Origin of the sequence: Pseudomonas sp. P7758 (genome assembly GCF_013386485.1) — a bacterium.
Taxonomy (GTDB): domain Bacteria; phylum Pseudomonadota; class Gammaproteobacteria; order Pseudomonadales; family Pseudomonadaceae; genus Aquipseudomonas.
The window spans coordinates 32,032-44,627 of record NZ_JACARS010000037.1 but is presented as its reverse complement, the minus strand read 5'-3'; the positions used below and the strand labels follow the sequence as shown (position 1 = coordinate 44,627).

Here is a 12,596-nt window from a genome sequence, read left to right as displayed (position 1 = left end):
AGGGCATCATAGTGCACTCAGGTGGAGTGTTCGCCAATGAAAAAGGGGCTGTGTCATACACTGACACAGCCCCTTTTTTATCCTGGCAGAACCCTTAGTCCGTAGTAATCCGCGAATGCTTGCGGGTGTCCTTCATGGTCACATACACCAACAGCGACACCGCAATACACGCGGTGACGTACCAGTAGTAACCGGTTTCCATACCAATGCTCTTGAACCACAGCGCGATGTATTCAGCGGTGCCGCCGAAGATCGACACGGTCAGCGCATAGGGCAAGCCAACGCCCAGGGCGCGGATTTCGGTGGGGAACAATTCGGCCTTCACCACGGCGTTGATCGAGGTGTAGCCGCTGACGATGATCAGCGCCGCCATGATCAGGAAGAACGCGCCCCACCAGGTCTGGATGGTGTGCAGGGTGGTGAGGATCGGCACGGTGAACAGGGTGCCGAGGACGCCGAAGGCGATCAGGATCGGCCGGCGGCCAACCTTGTCCGACAGCCCGCCGATGATGGGTTGCAGGCACATGAACAGGAACAGCGTGGCCGCCGAAATGGTGGTGGAGTCGGAGATGCTCATGCCGACGGTGTTCACCAGGTATTTCTGCATGTAGGTGGTGTAGGTGTAGAACGCCAGGGTGCCGCCCATGGTCAGGCCGACTACGGTCATCAGTTCCTTGGGGTGGCGCATCAAGGTGCGCATTGCGCTTTCCTTGGCCTTTTCTTTCTTGGTGAACGACTCGGTTTCTTCCATGCCACGACGCAGGTACAGCGCCACTACCGCGCACAGGGCGCCGATGGCGAACGGGATACGCCAGCCCCAGTCGTACAGTTGTTCGGTGGTCAGCAATTGTTGCAGCACGATCAATACCGCCAGGGCGATGAGCTGGCCGGAGATCAGGGTCACGTACTGGAAGCTGGAGTAGAAGCCCCGACGTTCCTTGGTCGCCATCTCGCTGAGGTAAGTGGCGGAGGTGCCGTATTCACCGCCGACCGACAGGCCCTGCAGCAAACGGGCGAATACCAGCAGGATCGGCGCACCGATACCAATGGCTTCATAGCCCGGGCTCAGGGCAATCAGCAGCGAGCCGAAGCACATCAGGTATACCGAGGCCATCAAGGCCTTTTTACGCCCGACCTTGTCGGCGTACAGGCCCATCAGCCAGCCACCAATCGGGCGCATCAGGAAGCCCACGGCGAAGATCGCGGCGGTGTTCAAGAGCTGGGCGGTGGTGTCGCCTTTCGGGAAAAAGGTCTTGGCGAAATACAGGGAGAAAGCCGCATAGACGTACCAGTCGTACCACTCGACCATGTTGCCGACCGATCCGCTGAAGATCGACCTGATACGGCTGGAGGTGGTGCGTCCTTTTGCCGGCGCAGTCGCCGACCCCAGAGGCAGGGAGTTGGAGTTATCCATTTAAGGATCCTTCATCTAATTGTTTTTGTGGAGCGCGCGGAAGCGCAGCCTGGCTGGGCTATAGCAGGAGCTGTGCCAAGCCGATGAAGGCCCGGTCTAGAAGGGTTTGCGGAAATTTTTGAGCGGAAAATTGCTGATGAATCAAGGGGGATGAGCGGAAAACCGCCGACGAAGATCGCTCCCACGCTCTGCGTGGGCGCGCATCCTGTGACGTTCCGCGTCACGATTTTAAGGGCGGACGCGGAGCGTCCAGAGCTGCATTCCCACGCGGAGCGTGGGAACGATCGGGTTAGAGGAACGTATCCCGCGCCAGGCCATGGCGCTGCATTTTTTCATTGAAGGTGCGCCGTGGCAGCTGCAGCTCGGCCAGCACCGCCTTGATATCGCCTTTGTGCCGGGTCAGCGCGGCTTTCAGGCAATGGGCTTCAAATGCTTCCTGCTGCGCCGCCAACGATTGCCCGGCTTCGATGCCTTCCGGCTCCGGTTCACCCAGCCCCAGCACCTGGCGTTCAGCGGCATTGGCCAGCTCCCGCACATTCCCCGGCCAGTCATGGCTGAGCAGGCGCCCCAGCGCGGGTCCGCTCAGGGGCGCGAAGTTGCGGCCCAGGCGCTCGGCGGCGCTTTGTGCAAAGTGCTCGAATAGCAGGGGAATGTCTTCCCGGCGTTCACGCAGCGGCGGCAGGCGCAGTTGTGCGACGGTCAGGCGATAGGCCAAGTCCTCGCGAAAACGCCCGGCGCGAGCTTCGTCCAGCAGGTCGGGTTTGGTGGCGGCGATGATCCGCAAGTCCACCTTGATGCTTTGATTGGAACCGAGCCGTTCGAGTTTTTGCTCCTGCAACACCCGCAGCAATTTCACCTGCTGGGCCAGCGGCATGCTTTCGATCTCATCGAGAAACAGCGTGCCGCCATTGGCGTATTCCAGCTTGCCGATGCGCTTGCCCTGGGCGCCGGTAAACGCGCCACTTTCATGGCCGAACAGCTCGGCTTCAAACAGCTGCTCGGGAATCGCCGCGCAGTTCAGCGCCACAAACGGCTTCTTTGCCCGGGGGCCGAAATCATGCAGGCAACGGGCGACCAGTTCCTTGCCGCTGCCGGTTTCGCCGCGAATCAACACATTGACCGGCAAGCCGGCCAGGTCCAGGACTTGCCGGCGCAGGTTCTGCAAACCCCGGGACACCCCCAGCAGGCTCGATTCCAGTTGGGCCCGGTGATCGGCCTGCTGATGCAACCGGCGGTTTTCCAGCACCAGCCCGCGCTTGTCCAGCGCCCGGCGCAGGCTGCTGAGCAGGGCCTCGGGGCTGAAGGGTTTTTCGAGGAAGTCGTAGGCGCCGTCGCGCATGGCCTCGACGGCCATCGGCACATCGCCGTGGCCGGTGAGCAGAATCACCGGCAGGTCGGCGTCACGCCGCTGCACTTCAGCCAGCAACTCCAGGCCGCTGAGGCCGGGCATGCGCACGTCGCTCAGGATCACCCCGGGAAAGTCCCGGGGCAATTTCGCCAGGCATTCTTCGGCGCGGCTGAACAACTGCACCTCAAAGCCCGACAGGCTCAGCCATTGCTCGACGGCCGTGCGAATGCTGGCTTCGTCGTCGACCACAATCACCGCATTCAACATAGGTCTGGTGTCTCCAGCGCGATGGGCAAGGTCAGGGTAAAGATCGCCCCGTCACCTTGATTGCCGGCGCTCAGGCGCCCGCCAAGTTCGTGGACGATAGCGTACGACACGGCGAGCCCCAAGCCGAGCCCGTCGCCTACCGGCTTGGTGGTGAAGAACGGGTCGAACACGCTGTTGAGGTTTTCCTCGGCGATTCCGCCGCCGCTGTCGCTGACGGTCAGGTGCCATAGCTGCTGATCGGCGTGCAGACGGATCTCCAGGCGCTTGCGTGGCTTGTCGGCCATGGCGTCGAGGGCGTTGCGCAGCAGGTTGATCAGCACCTGTTCGAGGCGGATCGCGTCGCCGCGTACCCAGGCCGGGCGGGTCAGGTCCAGTACGGTGCCGATGGCTTCGTCCCGCAGGCGCGCATCGAGCAAGTGCAGGGATTGGTCCACCACCGTCGCCAGGTCGAGGCGTTCGCGCAGGCCGCTGGGGCTCTTGCGGGCGAAGGTCTTGAGGTGGCCGGTGAGCGCGGCCATGCGTGTGAGCATGTCGTCCAGCGGGGTCAGGGCCTGGTAGGCGTCGTCCACCCGGCCATGGTCCAGCAGCAGCCGCAGAGTCGCCAACTGCATGCGCTGGGCGGTCAATGGCTGGTTGATTTCGTGAGCGAGGGCGGCAGACATCTGCCCCAGCGCTGCCAGTTTGGCGGATTGCACCAGGCCATCCTGGGCAGTACGCAGGGCGCGGGTGCGTTCTTCCACCAGTTGTTCAAGTTCTTCGCGGCTGCGCTGGCGCAAGCGGGCGAGGCGCCAGCGCTGGGTCAGGAACAGCACCAGGAACACCAGCGCCAGCCATGAGCCGGCGGCGGCGAGGCCGGCGTTGCGTTGGTCTTCAAAGGCAAATTGTGGCTTGCGCAGCAGGTGCAAGGTCCAGCCTTCGGCCTTCAGCGGCAGGGATTCCCAAATGTAATTGGCCTTGCCGTCGGGGCCGTCGACGCGCATCAGGTGGCTGTTTTCGTCAAAGCGCTGCAAGGCTTCGGTGTCCAGCGGCAGCAATTGTTTCTTGTCGTATTGGCGGGTGGCCTTGAGTTCGGCGTGGTCGCTGTCCGACAACGGACGCAGCGCGCGGTAGCGCCAGCCCGGCTGATTGGCGATAAACACAATGCCCCGGGCATCGCTGACCAGCAGCAAGTCATTGCCCTGGGCCCACTCGCGCTCCAGTTCCGGGAACTCCAGCTTGACCACCATGGCACCGAGGAACTGTTCGTTCTCGCCGACCACCGCGCTGGAGAGGAAATACCCCGGAATCCCGGTGGTCACCCCCACCGCATAAAACCGCCCGGTGCCCTGGCTCAGGGTCTGGCTGAAGTACGGGCGAAACGCGTAGTTGTGCCCCACATAACTGCTGGGCAGGTTCCAGTTGCTGGCGGCCACGGCCAGGCCGTTGCGGTCCATCAGTTCCAGGGTGGAAGACTGGGCGGCACCGTTGATGCGCTCCAGCTTGCGGTTGAGCAAATCCTGGGTGGCGGTGTCCAGCGGGCCCTTCAGGGCGCTGATCATTTCCGAGTCCAGGGCCAGCACGGCGGGCAGGGCGCGGTAACGTTCGATCAGGGTGTGCAAGGAGTTGCCATAAAGCATGAGCTGCTGATTGGCGCGGGCGGCGTCATCCACCAGGGCCAGGCGTTCGGCGTGGCGGGTAGCCAGGGCGGCAGCCAGCATCGCACCGGCGATGATCAGCAGGGAGTAGAAGGTCAAACGCAAAGGCCGGGGAATCGCGATCATTCGAGGATGAACAGTGCAATTGGGGGCGAGCACCATAGCATGAGGCGCATGGCTGTTGTGGCGAGGGAGCTTGCTCCCGCTGGGGCGCGTAGCGGCCCCAAAAAAATGGGAGCGCTGCGCACTGGAGCGGAGCAAGCTCCCTCGCCACAGTGAGAGGTGCATGAAACAAAAAAAGGCGACCGTAGTGGTCGCCTTTTATCCTTGCAGGGGAAATGCTTACTGCACTTCTACCGCCAGGCTTTCACTGATCTTTTTCTGCCAGATGGCAGGACCGGTGATGTGTACCGACTCGCCCTTGCTATCAACGGCAACGGTGACCGGCATGTCTTTCACGTCGAACTCGTAGATCGCTTCCATGCCCAGCTCGGCGAACGCCACGACGCGGGATTTCTTGATGGCCTGGGCCACCAGGTAAGCCGCGCCGCCCACTGCCATCAGGTAAACCGCCTTGTGGTCCTTGATCGCTTCGATAGCGGTCGGGCCGCGCTCGGATTTGCCGATCATGCCCAACAGGCCGGTTTGCTCGAGGATCTGGCGGGTGAACTTGTCCATCCGCGTGGCGGTGGTCGGACCGGCAGGCCCCACCACTTCTTCGCGCACCGGATCAACCGGGCCGACGTAGTAGATGAAGCGACCCTTGAGGTCCACCGGCAGGGTTTCGCCCTTGTTCAGCATCTCGACCATGCGCTTGTGCGCGGCGTCGCGACCGGTGAGCATCTTGCCGTTGAGCAACACGGTTTCGCCCGGCTTCCAGCTCTGCACGTCTTCCGGGGTCAGGGTGTCGAGGTTGACGCGACGGGCCGACGGGCCGGCTTCCCAGACGATTTCCGGGTAGGCGTCCAGCGGTGGCGCTTCGAGCGATGCAGGGCCCGAGCCGTCGAGCACGAAGTGCGCGTGACGGGTGGCGGCGCAGTTGGGGATCATGCACACCGGCAGCGAGGCCGCGTGGGTCGGGTAGTCCATGATTTTCACGTCGAGCACGGTGGTCAGGCCACCCAGGCCCTGGGCGCCGATGCCCAGTTGGTTGACCTTCTCGAACAGCTCCAGGCGCATCTCTTCGATACGGTTGGACGGGCCGCGCTTCTTCAGCTCGTGGATGTCGATGGATTCCATCAACACTTCCTTGGCCATTACCGCGGCTTTCTCGGCGGTGCCGCCGATGCCGATGCCAAGCATGCCCGGTGGGCACCAGCCGGCGCCCATGGTCGGAACGGTCTTGAGCACCCAGTCGACGATCGAGTCGGACGGGTTGAGCATGGCCATTTTCGACTTGTTCTCGGAACCACCGCCCTTGGCGGCCACGTCCACTTCCACGGTGTTACCCGGGACGATGGAGTAGTGGATCACGGCAGGGGTGTTGTCCTTGGTGTTTTTACGCGCACCGGCCGGGTCGGCGAGGATCGAAGCCCGCAGGACGTTTTCCGGCAGGTTGTAGGCCTGGCGCACGCCTTGGTTGATCATGTCGTCCAGGCTCATGGTGGCGCCATCCCAGCGCACGTCCATGCCTACACGTACAAATACGGTGACAATCCCGGTGTCCTGGCAGATCGGGCGGTGGCCGGTGGCACACATGCGCGAGTTGATCAGGATCTGAGCCATGGAGTCACGGGCCGCTGGCGATTCTTCGCGCAGGTAGGCCTCGTGCATCGCCTGGATGAAGTCAACGGGATGGTAGTAGGAAATGAATTGCAGGGCGTCGGCAACGCTCTGAATCAGGTCGTCTTGCTTGATCACGGTCATGAGTCGCGCTCCTCTATAAGGGAACATTCAATAAAGGTGGCGTCAGTGTTGCATCGGTCGGCTGAAGCCACCTTTCCAAGGCACGCCAAAGTGGTGCAGGCGCGACGCTAAAAAGGCGCGGCAGTATAACCCGCCACGGTGGCCGATACACCCGACTATGGTCAAACTCTACGGGGCGTGATTCCCTGTAGACGCCTTTTTGATCCGAGACCCTTGATGCCTGAACTTCACGTCGGTGAACGCCACTGGTCGGTAGCCGCCGGCAGCAACCTGCTGGATGCCCTGAACCAGGCGGGCGTGGCCGTGCCTTATAGTTGCCGCGCCGGCAGCTGCCATGCCTGCCTGGTGCGTTGCCAGGGTGATATCCAGGACAACCAGCCGGATGCCCTGAGCCCGGCGCAGCGCCAGGATGGCTGGCGCCTGGCGTGCCAGTGCCAGGTCGCAGGTGACTTGCAGGTCGAAGCCTTCGACCCGCTGCGTGACGGGTTGCCGGCGACGGTGCTGAGCGTCGATTGGTTGACCCCGAGTGTACTGCGCTTGCGGCTGCAACCCGAACGCGGCTTGCGCTACCGGGCGGGGCAGCATCTGGTGTTGTGGGCCGGCAGCGTTGCGCGGCCTTATTCATTGGCCAGCCTGCCCCAGGAAGATCCGTTTCTCGAATTTCACATTGATTGCCGCCTGCCCGGCGAATTCAGCGACGCCGCCCGCCAATTCAAGGCCGGTGACAGCCTGCGCCTGGGCGAATTGCGGGGCGGCGCCTTGCAGTACGACCCCGACTGGCAATCGCGGCCGCTCTGGCTGCTGGCCTCGGGCACCGGACTCGGCCCGCTATGGGGCGTGTTGCGCGAGGCCTTGCGCCAGGATCACCAGGGCGCCATCCGGGTCATTCACCTGGCCCATGACGCGGGCGGTCACTACCTCGCCGGGCCATTGGCCCAGCTGGCTGGTGCGCATCCGAACGTGACCGTTGAGCTATGGACAGCGGCTGAGGTGACGCAGGCGTTGGCGCAACTGCGGCTTGTTTCCCGGCAAACTCTGGCTTTACTCTGCGGGCACCCGGCCAGTGTCGAGGCCTTTTCCAAGCGCCTGTTCCTGGCCGGACTGCCGCGCAATCAACTGCTGGCCGATGTGTTCCTGCCCCGTGGTTGAGCGCTGAATTTCCCAGCCGCGAGATTTGTCATGACCGATGCCATCCTGCAGCAACGCGAACGCGGGTTGCTGATTTTGCAGCTCAATCGCCCGGACAAGAAAAATGCCCTGACCCGCGCCATGTACAGCCAATTGGCCGAAACACTGGAGCAGGCGGATGCCGATACCAGCGTGAATGCCGTGCTGATCCAGGGCAGCAGCGAGTGCTTCACCGCCGGTAACGATATTGGCGACTTCCTCGAACAACCGCCGGCGGATCTCGACAGCCCGGTCTTCAATTTCATGCGCAGCTTGCTCAACTGCCGCAAGCCGGTGATTGCGGCGGTGGCGGGCGTGGCGGTGGGAATTGGCACGACGCTGCTGCTGCATTGTGACCTGGTGTATGTCAGCCGGGATGCACGGTTGCGCATGCCGTTCGTCAACCTGGGGCTGTGTCCGGAGTTTGGGTCCAGCTTGATCCTCCCGCGATTGCTGGGGCACGCCAAGGCGGCGGAGTTGCTGCTGCTGGGTGAAGGGTTTACCGGCGAACAGGCTGCCGCCTGGGGCATTGCCACCGAGGCATTGGGCAGCGGTGAATCGGCCCTGGCCAAGGCACGGGAAATTGCTGGACGGTTTGAGACCCTGGCGCCGGGCGCGGTGCAAGTCAGCAAGCATCTGATGAAAAGCGTTGATCGCGAGCAGTTGCGCAAGGTGATCGAGGAGGAGGGGGCGTTGTTTACCCAGAGGTTGAAGTCGCCGGAGGCGATTGCGGCGTTGTCGGGGTTTATCACTCGGAGATGAATGAGCGTTGACTGGTCGGCCGTCTTCGTGAGCAAGCCCGCTCCCACATTCGACCGTGTTTCTTCAGGATGTACGCGATCAAATGTGGGAGCGGGCTTGCTCGCGAATAGGCCAGTAAAGCCAACACACAAGCCAATTTGCAATGCAAAAAGCCCCGCCATTCACATGGCAGGGCTTTTGTTTTTCAGCGAGCGGTCACTCAGACCATTGGGTCGCCAACGTGCAGGATCTTCATGCCGTTGGTGCCGCCGATGGTGTGGTAGCTGTCGCCCTTGGTCAGGATGACCCAGTCGCCTTTCTCCACGACGCCGCGCTTGAGCAACTCGTCGATCGCGGCCTGGCTGACTTGCTCAGGCGGCAGCGATGCCGGGTCGAACGGTACGGTGTAGACGCCGCGGAACATGGCCGCACGGGCCTGGGTTTCGCGGTGCGGGGAGAACGCGTAGATCGGGATCGAGGAACGGATGCGCGACATGATCAACGGCGTGTAGCCACTTTCGGTCAGGGCGATGATCGCTTTCACACCCGGGAAGTGGTTGGCGGTGTACATGGCCGCCAGGGCGATGCTCTGGTCGCAGCTTTCGAAGACCTTGCCGATACGGTGGCTGGAGGTCTTGCTGGTCGGGTGCTTTTCAGCGCCGACGCAGATGCGTGCCATGGCCTGCACGGCTTCCAGCGGGTACGGGCCAGCCGCACTTTCAGCTGAAAGCATCACGGCGTCGGTGTAGTCGAGCACGGCGTTGGCCACGTCGGACACTTCGGCACGGGTTGGCATCGGGTTCTGGATCATCGACTCCATCATCTGGGTCGCAACGATCACCGCCTTGTTGTGGCGACGTGCGTGCAGGATGATTTTTTTCTGGATACCGATCAGCTCGGCGTCACCGATTTCCACACCCAGGTCGCCACGGGCAACCATCACGGCGTCGGAAGCCTTGATCAGGCCGTCGAGGGTTTCGTCATCGGCCACGGCTTCGGCGCGTTCGATCTTCGCCACCAGCCAAGCAGTGCCGCCGGCTTCGTCGCGCAGTTTACGGGCGTATTCCATGTCGGCGGCGTCGCGCGGGAAGGATACCGCGAGGTAGTCCACTTCCATTTCGGCGGCGAGCTTGATGTCGGCCTTGTCTTTTTCAGTCAGGGCCGGGGCAGTCAGGCCACCGCCACGACGGTTGATGCCTTTGTGGTCCGACAGCGGGCCGCCGATGATCACGGTGCAATTCAGTTCGGTCGGGGTGGCGGTGTCGACGCGCATTACCACACGGCCGTCGTCCAGCAGCAGTTCGTCGCCCACGCCGCAGTCTTTCACCAGATCCGGGTAGTCGATACCCACGACTTGCTGGTTGCCTTCGGTCAGGGGATGGCTGGTGGAGAAGGTGAACTGGTCACCGATCTTCAGCTCGATCCGCTTGTTGGCGAATTTGGCGATACGGATTTTCGGGCCTTGCAGGTCACCCAGCAACGCCACGAAGCGGCCATGCTTGGCGGCCAGGTCACGCACCAGCTTGGCGCGAGCCTTGTGCTCGTCCGGGGTGCCGTGGGAGAAGTTCAGACGGGCAACGTCCAGGCCAGCCAGAATCAGCTGTTCGAGGACTTCCGGCGAGTTACTGGCCGGGCCAAGGGTGGCGACGATTTTGGTACGACGGACGGACATGCACGGACTCCTGAGTTCAAGCGCTGGGGAAGGCTACTATGCTCTTTGGTTGTAGTCATTGTTCGTTTGCACTACTTATCGATGATTCGCTTGTTTTCACTCTGCATGAACAGATGAACAACCTTGAAGATTTTCGATGAAGGGTCGATACACTGCACAAGACAGGAGAACCCCCATGCGAATCGTGATCATTGCTGCCCTGGCCGTCAGTGTTGTCGGCTGCACCCGTTGGTCGATGGACCATCATTTGAACAATGCGTACCGCGCCTACGGTGTGGGCGATTGCCAGCGGGTCACCCTTGAGTTGTCCCAGGTCGACCGTGAAAGCCGTTCCCGGCGCTACGTGCAACCGGAAGTCTCGATGTTGCGCGGGCAGTGCCTGGAGCGCGAGAAGCTGTTTGTCGATGCGGCGCAAACCTATCAGTTCATCATCAGCCAGTACCCGGCGAGCGAGTACGCATTCCGTGCCCGTGCCCGTTTGGATACCCTGCAGCAACTGGGGCATTACCCCGGCGCGAGCGTTGCCCAGCCGCGGCCGGCGTCGTTGTGATGATATTTGTCATGCCATAGCTGGCTCGTTGCCAGTCTTGGGCTAATCTTTGAATGTCAGTTTGTATAAGTTTCTATTCAAACGGATGGCGTTCCCGGATTTGGCAGCTGTAAAAGTGGCAACCCGTTTGCGGTTGTCGCACCGATATCCGGGGAGAGCGGGCCTTCAGGCTCGTTTCGAATCACTGGAGCGGCCACATATATGGCCATTGGATGGCGACCTCATCATGTTTACTCACCGACGGATCGAGCGGCATCAGTTACCTTGCTTCCTTCAAGTGTTCAACCGCCTGACGGACAAGCCAATCGGCTATCTGGGCAATGTTTCCGAGCAGGGCCTGATGTTGATCAGCCAGTTACCCATGATGGTCGATGTGGAGTTCGAGCTGCGCTTGAAGATCCCCGGGCCTGAGGGTGAGGTGCAGGCGGTAGACCTCACGGCCACCTGCCTGTGGTGTCATGAGGATATAAACCCCCAGCATTACGATTCCGGGTTCAGCATATCCCAGGCCCCTGCCGAATATGGGGAGGTGATCAGCGCGCTGCTGGATTACTTCAGCTTTGATCCGTTGCAGGCCTCTGCCTAGGTGCTGCATCCGGCGTTCATAGCGCGCCGGCTTTTTTCCAGCCCAGGTAGCGGGTCACCAGGGCGGCACCCAGGTCCGAAGGCAGTGTGTCCAGTACCGACAGCCCGTGGGCGTTCAAGCGGTCGTGGAGTTCGTCCCGGGTATTGAGATAGTTGATCGTGCCGCAGTAGGCCAGGGCTTCGGGCAGGGTTTGCACGGGAGCCTGGCGTAACTGGTCAAGGACCTCCTCCCGCAGGCTTGCGACCATTACCCGGTGCTGGCGGCTGATGCGCTTTACGGCGCTGAGTAACTCTTCATCTTCCTCATCCCGCAAATTGGTCACTACGATCACCAGCGAGCGACGTTTCTGCCGGGCCAGCAGTTGGCTGGCGGCCGCCTGGTAATCGGCCGTACGCCGGGACGTGTCCAGGTCATACACCGCATTCAGCAACAGGTTGAGCTGGCCACTGCCCTTGACCGGCGCCAGGTAGCGCGGCTGGTCGCAGGCAAATGTGCACAGCCCTACGGCATCGCCCTGGCGCAAGGCTACATAACTGAGCAGCAGGCAGGCGTTGAGCGCGTGGTCGAAGTGCGACAGTTCGGCGTCCTGGCTGCGCATACGGCGGCCACAATCGAGCATGAACATGATCTGCTGGTCGCGCTCGTCCTGGTACTCCCTGGCAATGGGCGTGCGTTGCCGGGCGGTGGCTTTCCAGTCGATCTGGCGCAGGCTGTCACCTTCGCGAAACTCACGCAGCTGGTGAAACTCCAGGCCCAGCCCACGCCGTTGCCGCTGGCGTACGCCCAGCTGGTTGAGCCAGTTGTCCACCGCCAGCAACTGCGCGCCATACAGGCGTGCGAAGTCCGGGTAGACCCGGGTGGCGTCGCTGACGTCGATCAGGCGCCGGGCCGACCATAGCCCCAGGGCGCTGGGCAGATGCACTTCACAGCGGGTAAAGCTGAAATGCCCGCGCCTTTGGGGCCTTAGCCGATAACCCAGTTCACTGTGCTCGCCGGGCCGCAGTTCGATGGATTGCGGCAGGTCCTCCACCGCCAGGCCGTCAGGCACATGATCGAATACCTGGACCGCCAACGGCTGGGGATAATCGTGCTCCAGGGTTACCCGCACTTCCCCCCAGCGCCCCAGTGCCAGGCTGCCGGGCATCTGCCGTCGCACGCGCGGGGACGGCCGGCGGCGCAGGCGGCTGGCATCCAGCAGGGCCAGCAGCAACAGGGCCAGCAGCAGGCCCCACGTCACTGAGTGCAGGGCGTCTGGCACCTTGACCTGTAGCGCCACCAGTGCGCCGAGCAGGATACTCAGGCCCAGCAGTACACCGAGCCAGGTCAACAGCAGGCGGGTTGGTCTCATGGG

10 protein-coding genes are annotated in these 12,596 nt (G+C 62.3%); 4 read left to right on the top strand and 6 right to left on the bottom strand.

What is annotated here, in order from left to right; all coding sequences use genetic code 11:
* Nucleotides 1–94: 94 nt before the first annotated feature.
* The 4 genes from HX873_RS09440 to HX873_RS09425 form a co-directional block, all read right to left on the bottom strand.
* Nucleotides 95–1,414 carry an MFS transporter gene (locus tag HX873_RS09440; protein ID WP_003214136.1) on the bottom strand — a complete coding sequence of 440 codons (1,320 nt, stop codon included), beginning with the start codon at nt 1,412–1,414 and terminating at the stop codon, nt 95–97.
* 289 nt (nt 1,415–1,703) lie between these two features.
* Complete coding sequence (locus HX873_RS09435; RefSeq protein ID WP_102369796.1) at nt 1,704–3,029, bottom strand: sigma-54 dependent transcriptional regulator; 1,326 nt, start codon at nt 3,027–3,029, stop codon at nt 1,704–1,706.
* Complete coding sequence (locus HX873_RS09430; RefSeq protein ID WP_003214141.1) at nt 3,023–4,789, bottom strand: ATP-binding protein; 1,767 nt, start codon at nt 4,787–4,789, stop codon at nt 3,023–3,025. Before HX873_RS09430 ends, HX873_RS09435 begins: the two co-directional genes overlap by 7 nt.
* 216 nt (nt 4,790–5,005) lie before the next feature.
* Nucleotides 5,006–6,529 (bottom strand): fumarate hydratase, encoded by a 1,524-nt coding sequence (locus HX873_RS09425; RefSeq protein WP_003214142.1) that lies wholly within the window; start codon nt 6,527–6,529, stop codon nt 5,006–5,008.
* Between the two features lie 216 nt (nt 6,530–6,745).
* Here HX873_RS09425 and HX873_RS09420 point away from each other — a divergent pair, with 216 nt between their 5' ends.
* Both HX873_RS09420 and HX873_RS09415 read left to right on the top strand, forming a co-directional pair.
* The gene (locus HX873_RS09420; RefSeq protein ID WP_102605688.1) at nt 6,746–7,678 is read left to right on the top strand and encodes an iron-sulfur-binding ferredoxin reductase; all 933 of its coding nucleotides are present in this window, start codon (nt 6,746–6,748) and stop codon (nt 7,676–7,678) included.
* A 30-nt stretch (nt 7,679–7,708) separates the two neighbouring features.
* The gene (locus tag HX873_RS09415; protein ID WP_177122602.1) at nt 7,709–8,458 is read left to right on the top strand and encodes an enoyl-CoA hydratase-related protein; all 750 of its coding nucleotides are present in this window, start codon (nt 7,709–7,711) and stop codon (nt 8,456–8,458) included.
* A 199-nt stretch (nt 8,459–8,657) separates the two neighbouring features.
* Here the strand turns inward: HX873_RS09415 and pyk are convergent, their stop codons facing one another.
* A complete protein-coding gene (pyk, locus tag HX873_RS09410) occupies nt 8,658–10,109 on the bottom strand; it encodes a pyruvate kinase (RefSeq protein WP_003214149.1) in 1,452 nt (483 codons plus the stop codon).
* 175 nt (nt 10,110–10,284) lie between these two features.
* Here pyk and HX873_RS09405 point away from each other — a divergent pair, with 175 nt between their 5' ends.
* Together HX873_RS09405 and HX873_RS09400 are read left to right on the top strand one after the other, a co-directional pair.
* The gene (locus HX873_RS09405; protein ID WP_003214151.1) at nt 10,285–10,659 is read left to right on the top strand and encodes a tol-pal system YbgF family protein; all 375 of its coding nucleotides are present in this window, start codon (nt 10,285–10,287) and stop codon (nt 10,657–10,659) included.
* Between the two features lie 226 nt (nt 10,660–10,885).
* Complete coding sequence (locus HX873_RS09400) at nt 10,886–11,245, top strand: PilZ domain-containing protein (RefSeq protein WP_008432342.1); 360 nt, start codon at nt 10,886–10,888, stop codon at nt 11,243–11,245.
* A gap of 16 nt (nt 11,246–11,261) precedes the next feature.
* Here the strand turns inward: HX873_RS09400 and HX873_RS09395 are convergent, their stop codons facing one another.
* A complete protein-coding gene (locus tag HX873_RS09395; protein WP_177045884.1) occupies nt 11,262–12,593 on the bottom strand; it encodes a DUF58 domain-containing protein in 1,332 nt (443 codons plus the stop codon).
* Nucleotides 12,594–12,596: the final 3 nt, after the last annotated feature.